This is a genomic window from Roseomonas genomospecies 6, assembly GCF_008365375.1.
Classification (GTDB): domain Bacteria; phylum Pseudomonadota; class Alphaproteobacteria; order Azospirillales; family Azospirillaceae; genus Azospirillum.
In genome coordinates this window covers 66,375-90,458 of sequence record NZ_QOKW01000027.1, presented here as the reverse complement: position 1 = coordinate 90,458, position 24,084 = coordinate 66,375, and the positions used below count along the sequence as shown (strand labels likewise).

17 protein-coding genes are annotated in these 24,084 nt (G+C 71.5%); 4 read left to right on the top strand and 13 right to left on the bottom strand.

What is annotated here, in order from left to right; all coding sequences use genetic code 11:
- Positions 1-350 precede the first annotated feature (350 nt).
- The 8 genes from gcvA to DS843_RS25075 form a co-directional block, all read right to left on the bottom strand.
- On the bottom strand, positions 351-1,247 hold the full coding sequence (gene gcvA / locus DS843_RS25110) for a transcriptional regulator GcvA (protein ID WP_149471564.1): 897 nt from the start codon (positions 1,245-1,247) through the stop codon (positions 351-353).
- A 90-nt stretch (positions 1,248-1,337) separates the two neighbouring features.
- On the bottom strand, positions 1,338-1,661 hold the full coding sequence (trxA, locus tag DS843_RS25105) for a thioredoxin TrxA (protein ID WP_149471563.1): 324 nt from the start codon (positions 1,659-1,661) through the stop codon (positions 1,338-1,340).
- A gap of 210 nt (positions 1,662-1,871) precedes the next feature.
- Positions 1,872-5,342 (bottom strand): double-strand break repair helicase AddA, encoded by a 3,471-nt coding sequence (addA, locus tag DS843_RS25100; RefSeq protein WP_149471562.1) that lies wholly within the window; start codon positions 5,340-5,342, stop codon positions 1,872-1,874.
- Between the two features lie 208 nt (positions 5,343-5,550).
- Complete coding sequence (gene addB, locus DS843_RS25095) at positions 5,551-8,529, bottom strand: double-strand break repair protein AddB (protein ID WP_149471561.1); 2,979 nt, start codon at positions 8,527-8,529, stop codon at positions 5,551-5,553.
- Between the two features lie 173 nt (positions 8,530-8,702).
- On the bottom strand, positions 8,703-9,485 hold the full coding sequence (locus DS843_RS25090) for a nucleotidyltransferase family protein (RefSeq protein ID WP_208852313.1): 783 nt from the start codon (positions 9,483-9,485) through the stop codon (positions 8,703-8,705).
- A gap of 2 nt (positions 9,486-9,487) precedes the next feature.
- The gene (locus DS843_RS25085) at positions 9,488-10,501 is read right to left on the bottom strand and encodes an aminoglycoside phosphotransferase family protein (RefSeq protein ID WP_149471560.1); all 1,014 of its coding nucleotides are present in this window, start codon (positions 10,499-10,501) and stop codon (positions 9,488-9,490) included.
- The gene (gene tsaE, locus DS843_RS25080; RefSeq protein WP_149471559.1) at positions 10,498-10,998 is read right to left on the bottom strand and encodes a tRNA (adenosine(37)-N6)-threonylcarbamoyltransferase complex ATPase subunit type 1 TsaE; all 501 of its coding nucleotides are present in this window, start codon (positions 10,996-10,998) and stop codon (positions 10,498-10,500) included. The genes DS843_RS25085 and tsaE overlap by 4 nt, the downstream gene beginning before the upstream one ends.
- A gap of 19 nt (positions 10,999-11,017) precedes the next feature.
- Positions 11,018-11,437, bottom strand: coding sequence for a hypothetical protein (locus tag DS843_RS25075; protein ID WP_149471558.1), 420 nt, complete (start codon positions 11,435-11,437; stop codon positions 11,018-11,020).
- 225 nt (positions 11,438-11,662) lie between these two features.
- On the opposite strand from DS843_RS25075, the gene DS843_RS25070 reads away from it, so the two are divergent.
- Positions 11,663-12,685 carry an NAD(P)/FAD-dependent oxidoreductase gene (locus DS843_RS25070; protein ID WP_149471557.1) on the top strand — a complete coding sequence of 341 codons (1,023 nt, stop codon included), beginning with the start codon at positions 11,663-11,665 and terminating at the stop codon, positions 12,683-12,685.
- A 75-nt stretch (positions 12,686-12,760) separates the two neighbouring features.
- On the opposite strand, the gene DS843_RS25065 is transcribed toward DS843_RS25070, so the two are convergent.
- Positions 12,761-13,351, bottom strand: a complete 591-nt coding sequence (locus DS843_RS25065; RefSeq protein ID WP_149471556.1) for a Spy/CpxP family protein refolding chaperone — start codon at positions 13,349-13,351, stop codon at positions 12,761-12,763.
- A 187-nt stretch (positions 13,352-13,538) separates the two neighbouring features.
- Between DS843_RS25065 and DS843_RS25060 the strand changes: the two genes are divergently transcribed.
- The gene (locus DS843_RS25060) at positions 13,539-14,264 is read left to right on the top strand and encodes a response regulator (protein WP_149471555.1); all 726 of its coding nucleotides are present in this window, start codon (positions 13,539-13,541) and stop codon (positions 14,262-14,264) included.
- Positions 14,265-14,268: 4 nt separating this feature from the next.
- Positions 14,269-15,648, top strand: a complete 1,380-nt coding sequence (locus tag DS843_RS25055; RefSeq protein WP_149471554.1) for an ATP-binding protein — start codon at positions 14,269-14,271, stop codon at positions 15,646-15,648.
- A 2-nt stretch (positions 15,649-15,650) separates the two neighbouring features.
- Here DS843_RS25055 and DS843_RS25050 read toward each other — a convergent pair whose 3' ends face one another.
- The gene (locus DS843_RS25050) at positions 15,651-15,977 is read right to left on the bottom strand and encodes a type II toxin-antitoxin system HicB family antitoxin (protein WP_149471553.1); all 327 of its coding nucleotides are present in this window, start codon (positions 15,975-15,977) and stop codon (positions 15,651-15,653) included.
- Complete coding sequence (locus DS843_RS25045) at positions 15,967-16,254, bottom strand: toxin HicA (RefSeq protein WP_149471552.1); 288 nt, start codon at positions 16,252-16,254, stop codon at positions 15,967-15,969. The genes DS843_RS25050 and DS843_RS25045 overlap by 11 nt, the downstream gene beginning before the upstream one ends.
- A 121-nt stretch (positions 16,255-16,375) precedes the next feature.
- On the opposite strand from DS843_RS25045, the gene DS843_RS25040 reads away from it, so the two are divergent.
- Positions 16,376-17,752 carry an NAD(P)/FAD-dependent oxidoreductase gene (locus tag DS843_RS25040; RefSeq protein ID WP_149471551.1) on the top strand — a complete coding sequence of 459 codons (1,377 nt, stop codon included), beginning with the start codon at positions 16,376-16,378 and terminating at the stop codon, positions 17,750-17,752.
- Positions 17,753-17,767: 15 nt separating this feature from the next.
- On the opposite strand, the gene DS843_RS25035 is transcribed toward DS843_RS25040, so the two are convergent.
- Positions 17,768-20,092: a PAS domain-containing sensor histidine kinase gene (locus tag DS843_RS25035; protein ID WP_286192302.1), complete on the bottom strand. Its 2,325-nt coding sequence runs from the start codon at positions 20,090-20,092 to the stop codon at positions 17,768-17,770.
- Positions 20,093-20,277: 185 nt separating this feature from the next.
- Positions 20,278-23,943: an ATP-binding protein gene (locus tag DS843_RS25030; protein ID WP_149471549.1), complete on the bottom strand. Its 3,666-nt coding sequence runs from the start codon at positions 23,941-23,943 to the stop codon at positions 20,278-20,280.
- Between the last annotated feature and the right edge of the window lie 141 nt (positions 23,944-24,084).

Sequence of the window (24,084 nt, the reverse complement as noted above, 5' to 3'; positions counted from 1 at the left end):
CCAGACTCTACCGAAGAACCTCGATGACCGTCCGCTGTGGATAACCGGCCCGCCTACGCCAGCTGTGAGGGGACGCTTCGGCGGGCCGGTTACCCACAGCTCCTACACCACGCGATGGGACACGACCCGCGCTGGCGGCTCTGCTCGCGGATGCGGGCGATCCAGCCGAGCAGCGCGCGGAAGCGGCGGGTCGGTGACGGGGCGATGCGGGGGAGGGCGTGCAGCGTCATGGTGGCCTCCGGCGGAGTCGATGGACCACCAGCATCAAGCCGATTCCACCATCCCGGCAAACGGGCGCTTCTCATGTCCGGATGAACGGAATTCACCCGAACCGGATCACCGCAACCGCGTCACCGGCTCTGGGTGAATTCGGTCCTCATCCAGGCGCGGAAGGCGGCGATCTCCGGGCGGCGCAGGCTGTCGCGGGCGGTGACCAGCCACCACGCGGTCTTCGCGCGCAGGCGCGGCCCCATCACCTCGACCAGTTGGCCGGACGCCAGCTCCGGATCGACGGTCGGGCGCCGCCCGATCATGACGCCCAGCCCGCGCACGGCGGCGTCCACCGCCATGTGGATGGCGTCCAGCCGCAACCCGCGCTTCAGCCCGTCGCCCAGCGCGGACGGGGGAAGTCCCGCGGCCTCCGCCCAGGCGGTCCAGTCCTCCGACACGCCGGCCACGTTCAGCAGCGGGAAGGCGGCGAGGTCGGCGGGGGAGGCGATGCGCGCGGCCAGGGCGGGGGCGGCCACCGGGACGAGATCCTCCTCCAGCAGCTTCAGCGCCGCCAGACCGGGCCAGCCGCCGCGGCCCAGCCGGATGCCGGCGTCGATGCCGTCGCGGGGGAACTCCACGACGCGGTGGACGGTGTCCAGCTCCACCGTGATGGTCGGGTGACGCTCCCGGAAGGCGGGCAGGCGGGGGATCAGCCAGCGCAGGGCGAAGGTCGGGGCGGCGCTGACCGACAGCCGCCCGCTGGGCGCGCGGCCCGGCACGCTTTCCGTCGCCAGCGCCAGCGCTTGCAGCGCGTCGCGCACGCGGGGCAGGTAGGCCTGGCCGGCGGGGGTCAGCGACAGGCTGCGGTTGCCGCGCAGGAACAGCTCCACCCCCAGCCACTCCTCCAGCGTCTGGATGGCGTGGCTGACCGCGCTGGGGGTCAAATGCAGTTCTTCCGCCGCCGCCTTGAAGCTCTGGTGGCGGCCGGCGGCCTCGAACAGGCGCAGGGTGTTGAGGGGCGGCAGACGGTAGGCCATGGCCCTTCACTCTCCGACAGGCCGCGGGGCCGCGCAAACAAAAAGCCCCGCCGGAGGGGCGGGGCTTTTCGATCGTCCGGGGAGCGCGGCTCAGAGAGCCTCGTCGACCCACGAGAACAGGGCGGTCTTCGGCAGGGCGCCGATCTTGGTGGCGGCGACGTTGCCGTTCTTGAACAGCATCAGCGTCGGGATGCCGCGCACGCCGTACTTGGTCGGGGTGCCGGGGTTGTCGTCGATGTTCAGCTTGGCGACGGTGACCTTGCCGCCATACTCCTTGGCGAGGTCGTCGAGCGCGGGAGCAATCAGCTTGCAGGGGCCGCACCACTCCGCCCAGAAATCGACCAGGACCGGACCTTCGGCCTTCAGCACGTCCTGCTCGAAGCTGTCGTCGGTGACCTTGATGGGATCGCTCATGTGACCTCTATGCCTGGGTTCAGGGGCACCGCCGCGCCGATTTTCCACCGGCGGCGGACCCATCCCTCTCGGTGGAATTTGGCAAAATGTAGGACCGTCCCCCCTCACCGGTCAAGCCGGGGCGCGAATGCGGTCTCGTCAACCCATTCCGCCGTTTCGTGCAACGCGGCGGGGGATGAAAAGTTCCGGTGACGGACTATCGCGCGCGCCTCACTCCGGCAACTCCATCAAGGCCGGGGTGTCGGTCCATAGCAGGACGCAGCGGACCCGCTTGTCCGGGTAGATGGCGCTCAGCGCCGCGCGGTAGGCGGCCATCTGGCGGACATAGACCGGTGGCACGTCCTCCACCCGGACCGGCGGCGGGCGGTTGGTCTTGTAATCGACGATCCACACCGCGTCGTCCTCGATCACCAGACGGTCCACCCGGCCCGACAGGGCGCGCCCGGTGACCAGACCGACCACCTCCACCTCCGCGCGGGAGTTGGGGCCGAACAGCCGGGCGAAGCGCGGGTCGGTCAGGACGCGCATCGTTTCGGATGCGATTTCATCCTGGCGCTCCGCCGTCAGGTCGTGCGCCGGGCGGGCGAGGTAGCGGCGGGCGGCGGCCTCCCGCGCGTCGGGCGGCAGGTCGGGCAGGGTCTGCATCAGCCGGTGGATCAGCAGGCCGCGCTTGAAGCGCGCCCCGTCGTCCTCGCCTAGCGGGGAGCGCATCGCCGGCTCGTCCCCATCGGGCCGGGAGGGGGTGAGGGGGCGTGACGGTTCCGGTTCCTCCGGCGCGCGGGCGGTCACCCAGGGGGGGGCGGCCTGCGCCGTCAGCACGCGGCCCGCCTCGGCGCCATCCGGCTTGGGAACGGCGGTCTGCGGGTCGGCCAGCCGCCAGCCCTCGCCGCTCCAGCCATCCGGGCAGAGGGTGGAGAAGTCGAAGGGGTGCGGCACGCCGATTTTCCCCATCGCGGCCTCCACCAGCTTGTACCAGCAGGCGTCCGACGGCTCCTTCTTTCCCTGGTAGCCACAGACGTACAGCCGGTCCTCCGCACGGGTGAGGGCGACGTACAGCAGGCGCCTGTACTCCTGGTCGCGGCGGCGGTTGGCGCGGGCGCGCGCCTCGGCGCACAGCGCGTCCTCCTGCGAGCGGCGGGCGGCGAAGAGCGGAACGGCGCAGCCCTCGTCCGGCCAGAGGATCGGTGGGCTCTGGGTCGGCGTGCCCAGCGTGTCGGGCAGGAAGACGATGGGCGCCTGGAGCCCCTTGGAGCCGTGCACCGTCATGATGCGTACGCGTCCGCCGCCCTGCTCCAACTCGCGCTTGATCTCCGCCTCGCTGGCCGCCAGCCAGGCCAGGAAGTTCTGGAGGGAGGGCGGTTCGGTCTTCTCGAAGGCCAGGCATACGGCCAGGAACTCGTCCAGCGGGTCCTGCGCGTCGGGGCCGAGCCGCTTCAGGATGGCGCGGCGGCCCGACCCGTCCTCGTCCGCCGGGCAGGGGGCGGCCAGCAGTCCGGCGAAGAGTTCATAGGGCGCCAGGAAGTCGGTGCGGGCCAACTGCGCGCCCAGATAGCGGCGGGCCGGGCGGAAGGCCGGGTCGTCCTCCGCCTTCGCCACCAGCGCGCGCCACAGCGTGCCGCGCCGTCCGTGGGCGAGGTCGAAAAGCTGCTCCTCCGTCAGCCCGATCAGCGGCCCCTTGAGGACGGTGGCCAGCGTCAGGTCGTCTTCCGGCAGCAGCAGGAATTCGCACAGCGCCATCAGGTCCATGACCGCCAACTGCTCGGTCAGCACCATGCGGTCCACGCCGGCCACCGGAACGGCGCGGTCCTTCAGCGCGCGGACCAGCTCCGTCACGAAGGCGGTGCGGCGGCGGACCAGCACCATCACGTCGCCCGGCTGGATCGGACGGCCCCGCGACTCGAGCGACTCGCCGCGCTGCGTCCAGTCGCGGATGGTGTCGGCGATGACCGCGGCCAGCCGCGCCGAGGGCGAATCGGCGGCCTCGCGCTCCACCGGGGGCGCCCAGGCGGGCGGGTCCGCGGCCTCCGCCGGCTTCACCGGGGGCCACAGCTCGACCAGACCGGCATGGCCGCGGCGGAAGGCGCGGTGTCGGATCACCGGGCTCGTTTCGGAAGCGACACCATCCTTGGCGCCGTCCAGCCGGAACACCGCGTCCACGGTTTGCAGCACAGTGGCGGTGGAGCGGAAGGAGATGTCCAGCTCCACCGCGTGCCAGTCGCGCTCCGCGGCCTTGGCGCGGGTCTGGAAATGGCGGCGCATGCGGGCGAATTCGGCGGGATCGGCGCGCTGGAAGCTGAAGATCGACTGCTTCTCGTCGCCCACGGCGAAGACGGTGCGCGTCACCTCCCCGCCGTTGCGGGCGCTCAACCCTGCAAAGAACTCCTCGGCGATGGAGGAGACGACCTGCCACTGTTCGGGGTTGGTGTCCTGCGCCTCGTCGATCAGGATGTGGTCCAGCCCGCCGTCCAGCTTGAACAGCACCCACGGCACGGCGGGCACGCCGTCCTTGCCGCGCAGCAGGGCGTTGGCCGATAGGATCAGGTCGTCGTAGTCGAGCAGCGCCTTGGCCTTCTTCTTCGCGTCATAGGCGTGCAGAAGCGCCTCGGCCAGCGTCAACAGGGCGGTGGTGGAGGCGGCGACCCCCGCCGACTTCACCCGTTTCATCAGCGAAACGAGCCGCTCCGCCTCGCGCTCCAGCGCTGTCAGCGCGGCGGGGAAGGATGTGGCCGGCTTCTTGGTGATGAGGGTCTTGCGCGCGCCGCCCTCTGCCGTCAGGAAATGGCGCACGTAGATCTGGAAGGCGCGGACGCGGTTCTCCGCGGCGTCCAGCCAGCCCTGGATGCCGACCCCGCGCTCCTCGTCCGTCTTGCTGCCGGTGGAGAGCGCCCGGCAGGCGTCGCGCAGGCCCGGCACGTCGAAGGCGTCGTCGGCGCAGGCCTCGCGCAGGATGGCGGCCTCGGTGATGCCGGGTGGCACGCCCAGCGCGTCGTGAACCGCCTCCACAGCGCCGTCCAACCCCTTGAACCGCTCGAACAGGCGCTGGATTCGCCCGCGCTCGCTGGCGAGTTCGGCCAGGATGTCGGCGAACTCCTCCGCGTTCAGGTCGGCGGTCAGCCGGGCCATCGCCTTGCCGAGTTGGCTGTCAGGGTCGGCGCGCCCGGCGTGCAGAACCTCGTCCCGCGCCTCGGTCAGCAGGCCGGCGGCGGTGCGCTCGTCCATCACCTCGAAATGCGGGGCGAGTCCGGCCTCCAGCGGGAAGCGGCGCAGCAGCGATTGGCAGAAGGCATGGATCGTCTGGATCTTCATGCCGCCCGGACAATCCACCACCTGGGCGAACAGCCGCCGGGCGATGGTGCGGGTCTCCGCGCTCGGGCGCTCGCCGCACAGGTCGTAAAGCCGGTCCTCCAGCGCGCCGTCGGGCAGGGTGGCCCAGATGCCCAGCGTCCGGTTGATGCGGATGGACATCTCCGCCGCCGCCGCCTTGGTGAAGGTCAGGCAGAGAATGCGCGCGGGCGCGGTGCCGGAGAGCATCAGCCGCAGCACGCGGTCGGTCAGCACCTTCGTCTTGCCGGACCCGGCGGACGCGCCCACCCACACCGACGACAGCGGGTCGGAGGCGTTGCGCTGCGCGACGTTGGGGTCCAGCGGCAATTCGCGGACGGGGAAGTCGAGGACGGTCATGGGCGGGTCGTCATGTGTGAGGCGTTGCCCCCACCCTCCCCATGCTGCGCATGGGTCCCCTCCCTCCCCCGCTCTCGGCGGACCGAAGGTCCGCCTGTCGCGTCAGCGCAAACCTTTGGTTTGCGCGAGAGCTGCGCAGGGGAGGGCCTTGATTCCCTCCCCTGCGAAAGCGGGGGAGGGTTAGGGAGGGGGCAGGAACGCAGGTCCATCACCCCTCACCCCCATCGCCACCCGCCGACCATTCCTGCACCCGCGCGAGGTGGGCGTAGTCGGTGTAGCGGGGAGCCATGGCGGGGCGGGGGCAGGAGCGGTAGGGGGTGGCGGGGTCGTCGAAATGGCGGATCAGCTCCTCCAGACCGGCGCGGGCCTCGGCGGCGAGCGTCGCCGGGTCGCCCTTCACCGCCTTCTCCTCGCCCGGCGGGTCGCCGCCGGACAGGCGCCAGAAGGCCAGCTCCGCCACCCGGTTGGCCGCGACCCCGGCGAAGCCGCCGGCCACGGCCATGGCGGCCTCCAGCGGCAATTGCGGGGCGAAGCCAAGCTCGATCTCGCGGGTGGAGGGCGGGGTGCCGGTCTTGTAGTCGATCAGGATCAGCCCCTCGCCGCCCGAATCGATGCGGTCGGCCTTGGCGGTCAGCAGGAAGGGACCGGCTGGGCCGCTCAGCGTCAATTCGCCCGACACCTCGGTGGCGAGCGGCTTCACGGTGCGGCGGCGGTCACGCTCCAGCCCGACGAACCATTCCGCGATGCGCTCGAAGCGCGGCCACCAGAAGGCCCAGACGTCGGGATGGCTGTGCAGCAGCGGACCGAAGGACTCGCGCCCCATCGCCAGCAGCCGGTGCAGCGCGTCGTCGGGAAGCGGGCCGGGGTATTCCTTCACGAAGGCGTCGAGCGCCGCATGGATGAACTGGCCGCGGTCGGCGGCGCCGGGGTCGGCGGCGATGGGGTCGAGCTTGCGCAGCCGCAGCACATGCTCGGCGTAGACGGCGTAGGGGTCGCGCATCCACTTCTCGATCTTGGTGACCGACAGCTTGCGCGGGCGGGCGGCGACGGGCGGGCGCGGCTCCGGCGGGGCGACGGGGCGCACGGCGTCCGGCTCGTCCAGCCCGCGCGCCCAGGCCAGCCAGGGTTCCCCGGCCAGTTCGATCCGCCCGTCCAGGTTCAGCGCGCGCAGCACCGTCTCCAGCCGCAGCAGCCAGCGCGACGGGACGGTCGGCGTGCCGTCCACCCGCTCCGCGCGGGTCAGCACCACCTCTTCCGCGCCGCAGGCGTGGGTGAAGTCATGGGCGGACAAGCCGACCATGCGTTCCGGGCTGGGCAGGCCGAAATCGCGGCGCATCGGGCGCGACATCCAGGGATCGGCGCCGGGGTCGGGCGGCCAAGTCCCCTCGTTCAGCCCGCCCAGGATCAGCAGGTCGAAATGCTGAAGACGGGCTTCCATGGGCCCAAGGATGTAGAGGCGCGGGTGCAGGCCGAAGCGCGGGCGCACCGGGCGCATCGCCATCAGCGCGTCGAGCAGCGCCGGATAGTCCTTGCCGGGCACGGCGGGGAAGCCGTCCGCCGCCTCCAACAGCTCATGGACGAAGGTCGCGGCCTCCTCGCCGTCGTCCTGCCGCCAGAGAAATTCCGACCCCGGCGCGTCGGTGCGCGAGGCCAGCGCCTCCGCGAAGGCGACGTGCGCCCGCACGAGGTCGCCGAGCGGGGCCTCTCCGAACAGCGCCTCCATGAAGGGCTTGGCGAGCCTCTCCACATCCTCCAGCCAGCCGAGCAGGAAGCCCTGCTGGTCGTCGCGCTCGAACCGGTCGGCGGCCTTCAGCGCGGCGATCAGCCCGGCGAAGCCCTCCGCCGGGCGGGGGCCGCGCAGGACGGTGCGCTCCAGCGCACGGGCGGCGCGGCGGAACTCCGCCGGGTCGTGCCCGCCGGCGGCCAACGGATGCTTGGCGAGCGCCAGAAGGGCCAGCGGGTGGGCGCGGCTGGCGGCCAACTCGGCGGTCAGGCGCAGGTAGGTGCCGACCGCGGTGTGGACCAGCGGCTGGCCCGCCGAGTCGTTCACCGCGATGCCCCAGCGCGTCAGCGCCATGGCGACCCGGCGCGCGAGGTTGCGGTCGGGGGAGACCAGCGCCGCCGTCTTGTCCGGCGTTTCCAGCGCGTGGCGCAGCAGAAGGGCGATGACCGACGCCTCCTCCTCCGCGGTCGGGGCGTCGATTCGGGTCAGGCCGTCCAGGGCCGTTGCGTCCAGCCCCTCCAGCTCCCGCCAGCTTTCCGTGGTGGCGGCGGGGCGCATGGCCTCGGCGAGCAGGCGGGCGCGGGCCGCGCGCGGCTCCTCCGCGTCGTTCCAGCGGCGGACGGCGGCGCGGGTGACCGACAGCCGGTCGAGCAGGTGGGCAAGGCCGTGTTGCGGGTGCGATTCGTCGGCGCGGATGGCGTCCCAACTGGCCTCGTCGGCCTCCAGGTCGAGGCCCGGAAGGACGACGGCGCCTTGCGGCAGGGCGGCGACCACCGCCAGCAGGTCGGCGGAGGCGGGGATGGAGCCGGTGGAGCCGGCGGCGATGACCAGCCCCTGCGGCGGCTCCGCCCGCCAGAGCTTCGCCTGGGTCTCCAGCACGAGGTTCCGACGCTGGGCCGGGTCGGTCAGTTCGCTGGCGCCGAGGATGGCGGGCCAGTGTTCCGTGACGATCTTCAGGAACTCCAGCGTCACCTGCCAGTGCTGGGCGTAATCCTCCGGCACCAGCGAGGCCAGCCGGTCGAAGGCGACGTTCTCCGTCCACACCGCGTCGATCAGCCGCCCCAGGTCGGCGCCCAGCCGCACCGCCTGCGCGGTGGTGGCCGACACGCCGGTCGCCTGAAGGATCAGCCGGGCCAGAAGCATCTGGCGCTTCAGCCCGCTGATCGGGTCCGGCAGCTCCAGCGGGACGCCGGGCAGCTCCTCCGCCGTGGTCAGGCTGAGGGAGGCGGCGTCCAGTTCGCCGAGCGGGCTCATGCGCGGCAGCAGCATCGGCTGCCCGCCGGAGCGGCGCAGGAAGGCCTCGCGCAGCGAGCGGCAGGAGCGGCGCGTGGGCAGCAGGACGGTCACCCCGGCCAGCGCCAGCGGGTCGTTTCCCACGCGGTCCAGGATTCCCGCCGCAAGCTGGTCCACGAAGGACACGCCGTTGGGAATCGAGTAAACCTTCGGCTCCGCGCTGCTCGTCATCGTCGTCCCGGTGGTGCGGTCTTTGGGAAACGACACCACAAAGGCACAAAGAACACAAAGATTTTCACAAAGACAGGCTCAAATCCGCGACCGCTTCGGCCACGGATTGATGCCCCTTCGTGGAATCTTTGTGCCTTCGTGTCTTCGTGGTGAAAACCCCCCACGGAACCTTGTCAGGTGGTGACCACCGACACGTCGCTCATCGACAGCATGTCCTCCGTTTCGGCGAGCGCGTCGGGGGTGCCGATGTGGAACCACAGCCCGTCATGGGCGAGACCGAAGAGGCGTCCGGCCTCCTGAGCGCGGTCCCAGATCCGGTTGGTGGAAAAGGCGCCGTCGGGTGTGCCTTCCGCGAACAGCTCCGGCTTCACGATCTGGACGCCGGCATAGACGAAGGGGGCGATCTCCATCTCGCCGCGCCGGGTCAGCCGGCCAAGCGGGTCCATGTGGTAGTCGCCGCGCCCCTCGTAACCCACCGCCTTGGTGGTCGCCATCAGCAGCAGAAGCGCGTCCATCTCGTCCGGATTCCAGTGGCGGGCCAGCCGCGCCAGGGTGGGGGAGGGGCCGTCCAGCCACAGGATGTCGGCGTTGACCACATAGACCGGGTCGGCGCCCAGAAGCGGCAGGGCCTTCTTCACGCCGCCGCCGGTCTCCAGCAGCGTGTCCTCCGGCGACAGGGTGATGGCCGGGGCGGTCCGCCCCGCCAGATGCGCGGCGATCATCTCGCCCTTGTAATGGCTGTTGACCACGGCGGCGGTCACGCCGGCCTCCTCCAGCCGGTCCAGCGCGTGGTCGAGCATCGGCTTTCCCATCACCGGGATCAGGGGCTTCGGGCGCTCCAGCGTCAGGGGGCGCATCCGCAGGCCCAGCCCGGCGGCCATCACCATGGCTTTCCGGGGTGCGGTGGCGGCGGCGGGCGTCTTCTTGGTGCGGGTCTTCTTCGAGACAGGCGACATAATCAATCCGGCTCCGGAACGACAAGCTCCGCGCGGGTGCCCGGCGGAAGATGACGGGCAAACCAGTCGGCGACCGGAGCCAGTTCGGGCTTGGCGAGCTGGCCTTCCAGAAGCCGCCAGACGCGCGGCAGGTGAAGGAGATAGCCGCGGCGGCGCTGCAACGCCAGCCGCACGAAGATCGCGACGATGCGGGTGTGCCGGATCGCGCCCAACACCGCGTAGGAGCGGCGGAAGGCGTCCCAATCCCGATCCGGGAAAGCCGCCCGGTAGCGGTCCAGCAGCACGCCCTCCAGCCCGGCGGGCAGGTCGCGGCGCGCGTCCTCCAGCAGCGACACCAGATCGTAGGCGACGGGGCCGAGCCCGGCGCTCTGGTAATCGATCAGCCCCGCCGCCCGCAAACCGGGACGGGGAAGCCGCATCACGTTGTCCACATGGTAGTCGCGCAGAAGCAGCGACTGCGGCCCGGCGCAGGCCCCCGGCACCACCGCGCCCCAGGCCGCTTCGAAGTCGGAACGGGCCTTGTCCGACAAGGGCTTCCCCGTCACCGCGGGCATGTAGACATCGGCGAACAGCGCCACCTGCTGCGTGAACAGGGCCGCGTCGTAGAGCGGCAGGTTCAGGCAGGCCGCCTCTTCCACCGGAAAGCGGCGGTGCAGCTCGATCAGCACGTCCGTCGCCAGCTCATAGAGCGGGCGCGGGTCCTCGCCCGCGTTCAGCAGGCGGGTCAAGGTGTTGTCGCCGAAATCCTCCTGAAGGGCGAGCCCCGACTCCACCTCCGCCGCCCGGATGGCGGGAACGGAGAAGCCCAGCCGGTCCAGGGTCGCGCCGATGGCGATGAAGGGCACGAGATCCTCCGCCGGGGCGGGGGTGTCCACCAGGATCACGGTATTGCCGTCCGGCGTCGTTACGCGCTCGTAACGGCGCGCCGAGGCGTCGCCGGCCAGCGGTTCCCGTTTGGCCTCCTCCAGCCCATGCCGGGCGAGGAAGGCGGCGATCTGCTGCGCGCGGTCGGTCACGGCTGGTCCAGTCCGGAGAGGTCGAGGGTGTCCAGCCGCGACCCCCAGACGCCGTGGCCGGTCAGGGTGGCGCGGCGCTCGGCCGGTCCGGCAAAGCTCATCTCGATGTCGAGACGGTCGGCGGGCAACAGCGGACCCAGCCGGTCCGGCCATTCCACCAGCAGAACGGCCTCGGCGCGGGCTTCGTCCCAACCGAGTTCCGTCACCTCGTCGGGGCCGGACAGACGGTAGAGGTCGAAATGCCAGACCGGGCCGATGTCGGTGTCGTAGGTCTGCACCAGCGTGAAGGTGGGGGACGGCACCTCCGCGTCCTCCTCCGTCACGGCGCGGATCAGGGCGCGGCACAGGGCGGACTTGCCGGCGCCCAGGTCGCCGCGCAGGGCCACGAGGTCGCCGGGCGCCAGCGCCGCGGCCAGACGGCGGGCCAGCGCGGCGGTCGCCGCCTCGCCGGGCAGCGCCACGACGCGCGCGTCGGGGGTGGATTCGGTCTGTGTCATGTCGGTCGGTGTGGGCACATCAACGGTGGGAAGTGGCCTTGCGCGGGACCGGCACGGGGGCGGGCTCCGCCGTCTCCGTCCGCTCCTCCACCAGACGCGGGGGCTTCTTGAAGTTCATGGTGATCATCAGCGTCAGGGCGCCGTTGATGAGGTACAGCAGCTTGTCGGATTCGACCGGCAGGGGAATCTTGCGCCCCATGCAGTAGGCGACCAGCGCCGCCGCCACCTCGGCCTCGTGCAGGGTCATGGTCCGGTCGTCGCCCTCGTCGCCGGTCACCTGGATCAGCGTCTCCACCCCGTTGCCGCCGGGCTGGCCGGGGCGATAGGTGACCTTGCCGACCGTGCCGTTGGGCAGCGGCTCCCGCATCCGGCGGCGGCGGTCCAGCACGGCCTTCACCACCTCCTGGTCGGTGAACACGAGGCAGCGCAGTTCCTTCATCGCCAATCCTTCATCGCCAATCCTTCATCGAAGGCCGCTCCGGCACGGGGAATCCGGCAAATTCTACTCCACCGTCACCGCACGCCCAGAAGGAAATCGGCGGGAGCGCGCCCATTTTGCGCTGGCCGCACCTGCCCAGGGCGCATGGCGGGGTTGACCGTGGCCGCGAAACCGGACAATTGAAGGCTCCATCGTCCTCATGTTCTGCACAAGGCAGCGCCTCCCATGTCGCACACCGTCCATCGCACCGACGTCGTCATCGTCGGCGCCGGCCCCGTCGGGCTCTTCGCCGTTTTCGAATGTGGCATGCTGAAGATGCGATGCCATGTGGTGGACGCTCTCGACATGGTGGGCGGGCAGTGCACGGCGCTGTACCCGGAAAAGCCGATCTACGACATCCCGGCCCATCCGGCCATCGAGGCCGCCGCCCTGATCGACCGGCTGGCGGAGCAGGCCGCCCCCTTCAACCCGACCTATCACCTGGGCCAGCAGGTCGAGAAGCTGACCCGCACGGAGGAAGGGCGCTGGCTGGTGGAGACCAGCACCGGCACGCGCATCGACACCCGGGCGGTGATCATCGCCGCCGGCAGCGGCGCCTTCGGCCCCAACCGCCCGCCGCTGGACGGGCTGGAGCAGTATGAAGGCACGTCGGTCTTCTACATGGTCCGCCGCAAGCAGGACTTCGCCGGGAAGCGCGTGGTGATCGCCGGCGGCGGCGATTCCGCCGTGGACTGGACGCTGTCGCTGGCCGACGTGGCGGCGAAGGTCTATGTCGTCCACCGCCGGCCCAAGTTCCGCGCCGCCCCGGAAAGCGTCGCCCGCATGGACGCGCTGGTCCGCGAGGGCAAGGTGGAGATGGTGGTTCCCTATCAGCTCTCCGGGCTGGTGGGCGGGAACGGGCAGTTGTCCGCCGTGCGCGTCGCCACGCTGGACGGCGAGGAGAAGGACCTGCCCGCCGACGCGCTGCTGGCCTTCTTCGGCCTGTCGATGAATCTGGGGCCGATCGCCGAGTGGGGCCTGAACCTGGAGCGCAGCCACATCGGCGTCAGCCTGCCCGGCTGCGCCACCAGCGCCCCCGGCGTCTACGCCATCGGCGACATCGCGACCTATCCCGGCAAGCTGAAGCTGATCCTCTGCGGCTTCTCCGAGGCGGCGCAGGCGGCCCACGCCATCCACCCGCTGGTCCATCCGGGCGAGGCGCTGCACTTCGAATACTCGACCTCCAAGGGCGTTCCGGGCGCCGAGTAAGCCGGTTCGAAACGGAAACGGGCCGCCGGGGATACCGGCGGCCCGCTCCGTCAGCGTATGACGGGAGGCGTGAGATCAGCCGCCGCGGGGGCCTTGGCCCTGCATCGGACCCGGACCCGGGCCATGGCCGTCGCCGTGCATCGGGCCGTGGCCGTTGTGGCGCATGCCGTGGCCGCCCATGCCGTAGCCCATGCCGCCCATTCCGCGTCCGGCGCGGTTCATGAATTGGTCGGCCTGCTTCTGCTGGTCGGGGGTGAGCTGGGCGTAGAGGTCGGTCAGCGCCGGGCGCACCTCCTGAAGCTGGGCGAGGCGGGCCGACATCATGGCCTCCATCCGCTCCAGCCGGGCCGGGGCGGCGGCGGGCATCGGCTGGTCCTTGTACTTGGTGCACAGGTCCTGGGTGTGCTTCTGGCTCGCCTTCGCGGTGTCGGCGAACTTGGTCCAGGCGGCGCGCTGCTGGTCGGTGATGTTCAGCTTCTTCTCGGCGTAGGCCAGCATGCCGGCCAGACGGGCGTCCTGGTCCTCGCACATGCGGGAGAAATACCGACCGCCGTCCGCACCGGGGCCAGGGCCGGCGCCGGGACCCGGCTGCTGCTGGGCGAAGACCGGCACGGCGAGGCCGAGGCCGAGAACCAGCGCGGCGGTGGTCATGACGACGCGTTTCATGGGGATGCTCCTTGTTTTCGAAAGGGTTCGTGCCTTCCCGATGTCTCCGATCATGGGCCGTCGACGTATCCGGTTGATGTCCGGTCTTCCGTCATTTGGTAACGCTGTGTAACAGCCGGCCTTCCCGTAACGTGGCGTTACACATTTCTTCTTCACCGCGGCGCCCATGCGTCGGATCATGCGTTCCATGGACCGCACACCTCACCTGCTGGTGGTCGACGACGACCGCGAAATCCGCACCCTCCTGTCGCAGTTCCTGACGCGGCACGGCTTCCGCGTGACCGGGGCCAAGGACGGGGTGGAGATGATGCGCACGCTGGACACGGCGCGCGTGGACCTGATCGTGCTCGACCTGATGATGCCGGGGGAGGACGGGCTGAGCCTGTGCCGCCGCCTGCGCGCCACCCCGGAGACGGCGCAGACGCCGGTCATCATGCTGACCGCGATGGGCGAGGAGACCGACCGCATCGTCGGGCTGGAGATGGGGGCCGACGACTATCTGGCGAAGCCCTTCAGCCCGCGGGAGCTTCTGGCCCGCGTGAAGGCCGTGCTGCGCCGCGCCTCCGGCCCGCCGGTGGCCGGCGGCGCCACGGGCAAGACGCTGGGCTTCGAGGGCTGGACGCTCGACCTCGCCAAGCGGGAGCTGCGCTCGCCCGACGGGGTGCTGGTGCAGTTGTCCGCCGGGGAATACGACCTGCTGGTCGCCTTCGTGGAGCATCCGCAGCGGGTGCTGACCCGCGACCAGCTTCTCGATCTGGCGCGCGGACGCTCGGCGGTGCCCTTCGACCGCTCCATCGACGTGCAGGTCAGCCGCCTGCGCCGCAAGATCGAGCCCGACCCGGCGGACCCCACGATGATCAAGACGGTGCGCGGCGGCGGCTATCTGTTCACCCCGGCGGTGACGGGGGGCTGATCGGATGGACACCGCCCGCAAGAGCCGCCTGCTGGTGGCCCGGCGCTGGCTGCCGGACAGCATCGCCTCCCGGCTGGTGCTGACCGTTGTGCTGGCGCTTCTGCTGACCCAGGCGATCAGCGCGCTGGTCTATCTGACCGACCGTCACGAGGGGCCGCCGGCCCACAGCATGCGCGTCCTGGTCCAGCGCGTGACGGCCATCGTCCAACTCGTGGAGAGCACCCCGCCGGACGAGCGGCGGCGGCTGGTGAAGGCGATCGACGACCCCGTGCTGCGTGTGGAGTGGAAGCACGAGACGCCCCGCTTCGCCAACCAGCGCGAGGGCTTTCCCTTCGACCGGCTGCGCCGCGCCATCCGCGGGGAACTGGACGATCCCCACCGCCCCGTGGTGGTGGAGGTCCGGCGCGAGCGGCCGATGCCCGGCCCCTTCCCGGTGGAGGAGCACCGCTGGGGCACCGACGTCCGGCTGTCTGTGGGGCTGAAGGACGGGTCCTGGCTGACCTTCATCGGCGGCGACCCGCTGGAGGGGCCGTTCCGGCTGCTGCGCTTCGTCCTGTGGATGGCCGGCATCGTCGCGGCGGTGGCGCTGGTGTCGGTCTGGACCGCGCGCCGCATGACCGCCCCCATCGCGCGCTTCGCCGATGCGGCGGAGCGGCTGGGCGTGGACGGCGAGGCTCCGCCCCTGCCCGAAGCCGGCCCGACGGAGCTGCGCGCCGCCACCCGCGCCTTCAACCGGATGCAGGCGCGTCTGGCCCGCTTCGTCGCCGACCGCACCCAGATGCTGGCGGCGATGAGCCACGACCTGCGCACGCCTCTGACCCGCCTGCGCCTGCGCGCCGAGCTGGTCGAGGACCCGGAGATGCAGCGCAAGATGCTGGCCGACCTGGACGAGATGGCGGCGATGATCAACGCCACGCTGGCCTTCGCCCGCGACGACGCGAAGCACGAGCCGCGCGGCCCGCTCGACCTCGCCGACCTGCTGCAGAGCCTGTGCGATGACCGTGTGGACGGTGGGCACGAGGCCGCCTACGAAGGGCCGGCGCATGTCACCGTGGACGGGCGCCCGGTGGCCCTGCGCCGGGCCTTCGCCAACCTTATGGACAACGCCGTCGCCTACGGCGGCGGCTTCACCGTGCGGCTGCGGCCCGGCGATGGGGATTGGCGGGTGGAGATCGACGACGACGGCCCCGGCATCCCGGAGGCGGAGTTCGAGAAGGTCTTCGCCCCCTTCTACCGGCTGGAGCGCTCGCGCTCCCGCGACACCGGCGGGGTGGGGCTGGGGCTGGCCACCGCCCGCACGGTCATCCGCGGCCATGGCGGCGACATCGCGCTGTCCAACCGCCCGGAAGGCGGCCTGAGGGTGACGGTGACCCTGCCGCGGTGACGTCAGGGGGCGGCCAGCTTCGAGTTCACATAGCGGTTCAGGCTGACCCTCGCCTCCGCGGCCTCGATGCTCAGGCGGCGGTGCAGATCGGGTGTCGTGCGGACCACGAATTTGCCGGAGTAATCGCGGTCGGCGAGGGGCGGCGGCACGACTTCGCCGTTGGCCCGCATATCTTCGATGGTTTCGGTCACCAGGGCGCGAATGCCGCGAATCGCCTCGACCTCGTCCCCCTCCAGCCAGGACAGGCTGGGGAATTCGGCGCAAGTGGCGACATACTCCCGATCCTCGGGCGACCAGGTGACCCGGTAACTGTAGTGGCTATTCGGCATGGTCGTCATCCCGTCCGGACGTCTTCTGCTTTTCAGTTTCCAGCTTCTGGATGGCCTGAAGCACCTGCTTGACCTGATAGGCTTTCGCCTTGCCGTCCTTCCCACGCTGGATGTTCACGCGGGGATCGCCCGGCCACGGCATTCGGTACACCCGATGGCTCGTCCCCTGTTGGCGCGGTTCGCCGAAACAATGCTCGCACAGCTTGGCGAGGTCATCGAACGGCACGTCGTGCGGAACGGTCCGCATGCGCCGGAGGATGTCGTCGATTTTCGCCATGCCGATATGATGTGATACCAATACCGATACTGTCAAGGATGGGGGCTTCCGGAATGCACCGCAACATCACTTCCGACCGGCGGTTATCCGTACAGGCCCCTCTTGACCGGAGACCGCCGCCGTGCCGCAGATCGACCGCACCCCAGCACCCGTGGACAGCCGCCCCCATGTCGTGATCGTCGGCGCGGGGTTCGGCGGGCTGGCCTGCGCGGAGGCGTTGGGCGGGACGAACATCCGCGTCACCGTCATCGACCGGAACAACTATCACCTGTTCGTGCCGCTGCTCTATCAGGTGGCGACCGCCGCCCTGTCGCCCGCCGACATCGCCGAGCCGATCCGCCGCATCCTCAGCCGCCACCCCAACATCGACGTGGTGATGGGCGAGGTGACCGGCATCGACCGCGCGGCCAAGCGGGTGAAACTGGCCGATGGGAGCTTTGTCCCCTACGACCGGCTGGTGCTGGCGACCGGCTCCTCCTACAGCTATTTCGGGCACGACGATTGGGCGGAGATCGCCCCCGGCCTGAAGACCATCGAGAACGCCCGCCGGATACGCGCGCGCCTGCTGATGAATTTCGAACAGGCGGAGATGTGCGGGGACCCGGCCCGGCAGAAGGCGCTGATGACCACCATCGTGGTCGGCGGCGGCCCCACGGGGGTGGAGATGGCCGGGGCGGTGGCGGAACTGGCCCGCTTCGCGCTGGCCCGCGACTTCCGCCGCATCGACCCGCGGACCGCCCGCGTGCTGCTGGTGGAGGCCGGGCCGCGCATCCTGTCCACCTTCCCGGAGGATCTCGGCCATTACGCCCGCCGCAAGCTTGAGGAGCTGGGCGTCGTCGTGCTGACCGGGCAGGCGGTGGAGAGCATCACGCCGGACGGGGCCACGGTCGGCGGGCGCTTCATCCCGGCGGGGGCCATCGTCTGGGGCGCCGGGGTCAAGGCGTCGCCCGCCGGGTCCTGGCTGGGGGTGGAGACGGACCGCAGCGGGCGCATCCCGGTCGGCGCCGACATGGCGGTGCCGGGCGTTCCGGACGTCTACGCGCTGGGCGACACGGCGGCGCTGGCCGGCGACGACGGGAAGCCGCTGCCCGGTCTGGCGCAGGTCGCCAAGCAGCAGGGGGAGCATCTGGGCGGCGGGCTGGAGGCCAACCTGCTGCGCGGCCAGCCGCTGGAGCCCTTCCGTTTCCGCAACCGCGGCAACACGGCCATCGTCGGGCGCAGCGCCGCCGTCTTCGATTTCGGAACGCGCAAGCTGAAGGGATGGTTCGCCTGGGTGCTGTGGGCCGTCATCCACGTCTATCTGCTGGTGAACTTCCAGAAGCGCATTCTGGTCACCATGCAATGGCTGTGGCGTTGGGCCACCCACCAGCGGGGCGCGCGGCTCATCACCGCCGACCGCCCGGCCCCGGTCACGGAAACCGTCACCTCGCCCCACGGACGGGACGCCGAACCCTTTCGGGCCGAACCCTTTCGGGACGTGAAGCGCGGCCAGGGCTGAGCCGGGCGGAAAGGGTCAGGCGGCGGGCGGAACCGGCAGGATGCAGCGGAAGCGGGTGCCGCCGCCCATCCATTCCTCGACCTCCAGCCGGCCGCCGTGCAGTTCCATGACGTTGCGGACCAGCGACAGGCCCAGCGCCGCCGCGCCGCGCGGATCGTTGCGGTCGTAGCGCGAGGGCATGGCCGACTCGTCCGGCCCCGCCCCGCTGCCCACGGTCAGCACCAGGGCACCGGCGGTCCGCTCGCCGGACAGCAGGATGCGCCGGTTTGCCGGGGGGTGGCGGATGGCGCCGACGACCAGGGTGAACAGCGCCTGCTTCAGCCGCCGGGCGTCGCCCTCCACCTCGCCCAGCGAGGACGGGGCGGTGAGGTCGAGACGCAGCCCCTCGCGCCGCGCCCATTCGCGGGTCAGCTCGGCCACCGTCTCCAGCAGGTCGGGCACGTCCACGGTCGCGCGGTCCAGCGTGGTCACCCCGGCCCCCAGGCTGGTCATGTCCACCACGTCGTCGATCAGCTCCAACAGCCGTTCGCCCGCGTTCAGAACGCCCTTCACATACTCGATCTGGCGCGGGTTCAGCTCCCCGAAATACTGGTTCGCCAGCACCTCGGCGAAGCCGATGATGCCGTTCAGCGGGTTGCGCAGATGGTGGGAGACGTTGGCGATGAACTCGCTCTTCAACTGGTCGGCGGCCTCCAGCGCGGCGTTGGAGGCGCGCAGCGCCTGCTCCAGCCGGGCGCTGTCGGTCACGTCCAGATAGCTGTTCAGCACCGCCCCGTCGGGCAGCGGCAGGGTGGAGAACTCCACGACCGACCCGTCCGCCCGCTCCAGCCGGCCCGAGCGCACGGCGCGTTCCAGCGTGGCGCCGATCATCTCGTCCTTCAGGCTGTCCCAGTCGCCGCCATTCTCAAGGAAGGGCCGCATATGCTCGAACAGGCCGGAGATGTGCGGCTCGCCCAAAAGGTCGTCGTCGTGCAGGTCCCAGATGCGGGCGAAGGCCGGGTTCGACAGTTTCAGCCGCCCGTCGCCGCCGAACACCGCGATGCCCTCCGCCAGATTGTCCAGCGTCTCCTGCTGCACGGCGATCAGCGTGTTGTAGGAGGATTCGAGGGCCAGCGTGTTGGTCACGTCCTCCAGGATCTGCATCAGCCCACCCAGCGGGTGCGGGGCGGCGAGGCTGCGCAGCGTCGTGCCGTCCGGCAGGTGCATCAGCTCCTCGACCGGCTCCAGCATGCGGGTGTAACGGCTCAGCCGCTCCCGCTTGTAGCTCTGGTAGTCGGCGTATTCGGGCAGGCGGCGGCGGGTGCGCAGCTCCTCCAGGATCTCGCCGTGGGTGGGTTGGCTGCGCAGCCAAGCTTCCTCCAGGTCCCACAGCCGGGCGTAGGCCTGGTTGAAGAAGGTCAGCCGCGTGTCGGCGCCGAAGATGGCGATGGCCGCGCCCAACCGTTCCAGAACTTCCGCATGGGCGGCGAGATGACGGTTCAGCTCGCCCCGCAGCTCCTCCACCGCCGTGAGATCCAGCGCGTAACCGACGACCAGCGTGCCGTTGCCGTCCGGGGCGGGCAGGGGGGCCTCAGTCACTTCCAGAAGGCGCCGCTCCGTGCCGATGACGGTGGAGGCCCGTTCCGACTGGGCGACCCCGCTGTTCCGCGCCCGCTCGGCCAGGGCGCGTCCGGCGTCGCCGGCGGTCAGCTCCCGGCCACTCTCCGGCACGGCGGCGGGTTCGGAATCCACGGCGCGGGCGTAGGCGCGGTTGCACCAGGACAGCTCCAGCCCGGCGCCGCGCAGCCACACCGGCAGCGGCAGGGCGTCCACCGCCGCGCGCAGTTCGGCCAGAGCCGACTCGGCGTCCCGCCGCCCGCGGGTCAGGCCATCGAGTTCCGTGCAGCGGTCGGTGACGTCCTCCAGCCAGACGACGTCCTGGTGGCCCGCGGGTTGCGTTCCGTTGCTTGCGCCGCCTGCGCGGCGACCGCTCAGCAGCAGGCGCCGCCCGCCGCGGGTCGCGGCCTCGATTCGAAAGGCTTCGCCCTCGCCGTGCAGGCGGCGCAACGCTTCGGCCACCCGCGGGGCGTCGGCGTCGGCGAAGGCGTCCGCGAGGTTCCGGCCCGGTGCCGCGCCCAGCAGCCCGGCGCAGCCCGGCGCCGCGCTGACGGTGCCGCTCGCGTCCCAGGCGCACCAGGGGTGGGGGGCCGCGGCCAGCAGCGCTTCCAGCCGCGCGACCTCCGCCGCCAGCCGGTCGGTGCGGCGGCGTTCCTTGCCGGTCCAGAACAGCCCGCCGAATCCGGCGGCGCCGAGGATGCCGGCGAAGCCCAGCATGGCGGGCGAGCCGGAGGGTTCGGCCATCAGGCCGACTCCCACAGCCAGCCCAAGCGTGGCAAGGGCGTATGATCGGGTCAGGGCGCTCACGCGGGTGAGACTAGTCCACGCCTCCCGGCGGAGCAAGGCGGGCCGGAGGTGGTGCCACTTTCGGGGGTGGTGGGCGGCCTCCGCGATCCGGATCGGTCCGGAGCCGGGAGACCCTCTGCCGGCTATGCGTTCTCTCCGATCCGCAGGGCGCGGATCGCCGCCTCCACCGTGGGAAAGGCGGCGCGCACCGCGGCCAAGGCCTGCTCAGCCCTGTCCGGGTCGCCCCGGTGGGCGGCGAGTTCCAGGGCGGAGGCGGCGCGGCCCAGCCCGTCGGCGCCCGCCGTGCGGGCCGCCCCGGCCAGTGTATGGGCGGCGCCGCGGACGGCGTCCAGGTCGCCCCGCTCCAGGGCGGCGGCGGCCTGCTCCGGCAGCGGGCGGGTGGTCTCCAGGAAGAAGTCGAGCATGTCCAGCGCCAACCCGTCGAGCGCGCCGAAGGTGGTCCGGACATGGTCGAGGTCCAGCACCCGGTCCGCCGCTCCGGCGGCCTCCGCCGCGGGCGGCTCGTCGGGGGTGGCGGCGCTGCCCTCGCCCAGCGCCCGGTTCAGAACGGCGGCGAGCTGCTTCAGGGTCACCGGTTTGGCGATGTAATCGTCCATGCCCGCGGCGGTGCAGCGCTCCATCTCGCCCGCCAGGGCATTGGCGGTCATGGCGATGATGGTGGTGCGCGGGCGCGGGTGGCCATCCGGATCGGGTCCATCCGGGCTCGGGCTATCTAAACTGGGGGAAAGGTCCGCTCCCGACTCGGCGCTGCGGATCTGGCGCGACAGCTCGTAACCGTCCATGCGCGGCATGTGGCAGTCGGTGATGAGCAGGCGGTAGGGCCGCCCCCTCCAGGCGGTCAGCGCCTCCAGCCCGTCGCCGGTCATGTCGGCCTCGAAGCCGAGCTGGCGGAGCTGGCGGAGGATCACCTGCTGGTTCGTCGGGTGATCCTCCGCCACCAGGATCATCGGGCTCGGCGGCGGGCTCGGCGGCGCGTCCGCAAGCGCGTCGGGGGCGGGCGGGCCGTCCTCCGCGGCGGGAAGCGGCTGCACGGCCCGTCCGGCCAGGGCGGCCAGCCGGCGGAACAGGGCGTCGCGGCGGATCGGACGGCTCAGATGGTCATGGAGATGGCCGAGAGGATGGTCATGAGGGTGGCCATCGGGGGCGGGAGGGCATTCGATGGCCTGCTCCCGCCCGTCCACCAGATGCAGGGTGGCGGGCGGGCGGACCCCGGCGGCGACGACGCGGGCCAGCACCGCCGCGGCGGACAGCCGCGGGTTGGAGGCTCCGGGGGCGTCCTCCGGGTGATGCTCCAGCAGCCCGTCCGACAGGACCAGCAGGTCGGCGTCGGCCAGGGTCAGCAGTTCCACCGCCTCCTCCGCCGTGGTGGCGTCGGCGACGGCGGCCCGCTTGTCCTCCAGCGCGCGGATGAGGACGGTGCGCTGCACGGGGTCCGGCTCCGCCACGATGATGGACAGGCCGCTCAGGTCGGTGTCGTCGCGCGGGGCGGATTGCGGGTCCCCCGGCGCTAGATCCACCGTGAACCAGAAGGTGGAGCCGCAGCCCGGCGCGGAATTCACCCCGATCCGCCCGCCCATCATCTCCACCAGACGGGCGCAGATGGCCAGCCCCAGCCCGGTGCCGCCGAAGCGCCGGGTGGTGGAGCTGTCGGCCTGGCTGAAGGGCTGGAACAGGCGGGCCTGACCGGCCGTGCTGATGCCGATGCCGGTGTCCTCCACCGAAAAGCGCAGCCGCAGCCGCTGCGGATCGGCGGCGGACGGTTCCAACCGGGTGCGCAGCACGACCCGCCCCGCGTCGGTGAACTTGATGGCGTTGCCCGCCAGATTGAACAGGATCTGGCGCAGCCGTCCGGGATCGCCGCGCACCGCCGCCGGCACGTCGCGGTCGACGTCGCAGACCAGCAGCAGCGCCTTCTGGTGGGCCTGCGGGGCCAGCAGCTCGGCCACGCCCTCCACCAGCTCCCGCGGGTCGAGGTCCATCTCGTCCAGGTCGAGCTTGCCGGCCTCGATCTTGGACAGGTCCAGGATGTCGTCGATGATCCGCAGAAGCGCCGTCGCGCTGTCGCGCACGGTGGTGACGATCTCGGTCTGCTCCGGGTTCAGCGGAGTCAGGGCGACCAGCTCCAGCATGCCCAGCACGCCGTTCATCGGGGTGCGGATCTCGTGGCTCATGGTCGCCAGGAATTCCGACTTGGACCGGGCGGCGACCTCCGCCTGCTCCTTGGCGTGGCGCAGGTCCTCCTCGGCGCGCTTGCGGCCGGTGATGTCGTAACTCCAGGCCAGCACCGCCGGCTCCCCTTCGAACTCCGTGCGCTGAAGGGTCTGGAGCGCCCAGACGCGGCTGCCGTCGGGCCGTTCCACCGCCACCTCGACGTCGCGGGCGACCAGCCCGGCGGCCTCGCGCCCGGCCCCCGGCGGGGAGGCGCGCCCCCGCACCGTTGCGCCGGGCAGGGCCAGCGCGTGGCGGCTGCCGACGAAGGCGTCCAGCGGAAGCCCGGCCAGCTCCGCCGCGCGGGCGTTGGCGAAGGCCACGGAACCGTCGGGCCGCCCGATGGACACGCCGACCGGGCTCTGCTCCAGGATCGCGCGCAGGCGGCGCTCGCTGTCCGACAGGTCGTGCTCGCGCGAGCGGATGGTGGCGACGAAATAGTGCAGGGCGCGCGCCATGTCGGCGATCTCGTCCTGGCCGTGGGTGGGGATGGCGACGGACCGCCCCGCGGCCGAGGCGGTCATGGCCGTCTGAAGCCCGCGCAGACGCCGCACCACGTTGCTGTGGATGTACAGGAAGATGCCGATGGCCCCCAGGATGGAGACCACGGCCATGGCCAGGATGGCGTTCTTGCCGTCGTGAATCACCCGTTCGAACTCGTCGGAGCGGGCGGCGATGTCCCGTTCGATGGCGAGGAAATGGTCGGACACGGCGCCGACCAGCCGATCGGAGACGTTCTGATTGCGGGCGATGGAGCCCTTGATGGCGCGGGCCAGCCCGATTTCCGTCAGGCGGCTGTTGAACAGGTTGTGTTCCCCCAGCCCCAGCGCCTCAAGCTCCCGGTACAGCGGCTCCATGTCGAAGGCGGGGCCGGGGGGCAGGGCGGCCACCGCCTCCGCCGCGCGGTCCATCGCGGCGCGGTAGTCCTCCCGCAGCCGGTCCACCCGCGTCTCGTGGTCGGCGCGGGAGGCGGCCAGCATCAGGACGATGGCGTGCCGGGCCTCCGCCGTCCACAGGCCGACCCGCCGCTCGGTGCCCTGGGCCTCCTCCCATTCCCCGGCGGTCCGGGGGACGGGCGCCTTCTCCCGCAGCGAGTCCTCGGCCTCGCGGATGCGTTCGGCAAGCTGCATCAGGCGGTTGACCAGCCCGCCCGTCTCCGCCGTCGCGGCAAGCTGCCGTTCCACCTGGGTGTTCAGCGTCATCAGGTTGGCGATCAGCTCGTTCTTGCGGCGCTGAAGCTCGGCCACGTCGGCCAGATCGGTGCCGCGCTCGCGCAACTGGTTCATCAGGTCTTCCAGCAGCGCGATCTGGTCGCCCAGCCGGGCCATCACCGATTCGCGCATCGACTGGCTCTGCACCGCGACCAGGGCCGGGGCGTTGGCGGCCAGCGTGCCGCTCTGCTGGGCGAGCTGCGAGGCGTTGACCAGACCCGGCACCTTGGCCGTGGCGATCTGCTCGAACCCCTGCTGGAAGTGGGCGAAGAGAGAGACGGCCACCACCCCGGTGGCGGCGGTCAGGCCGGCGATCACGGTCAGACCCGCCAGGATGCGGAACGCTACGCCCAGGCGGGGAAGCCGCATGCCCGTGCCCCATTTCTTCGTCGTGCGATTGAGATAGCACGGGCAATCGGCCCGGCGCAATTCGCACCCCCGTGGGGCGATCGGCCGCGGGAGCGCCGTGGCGGGCTTGACCCCCGCCGGTTGCCGGGCCGAAGCTGGCGG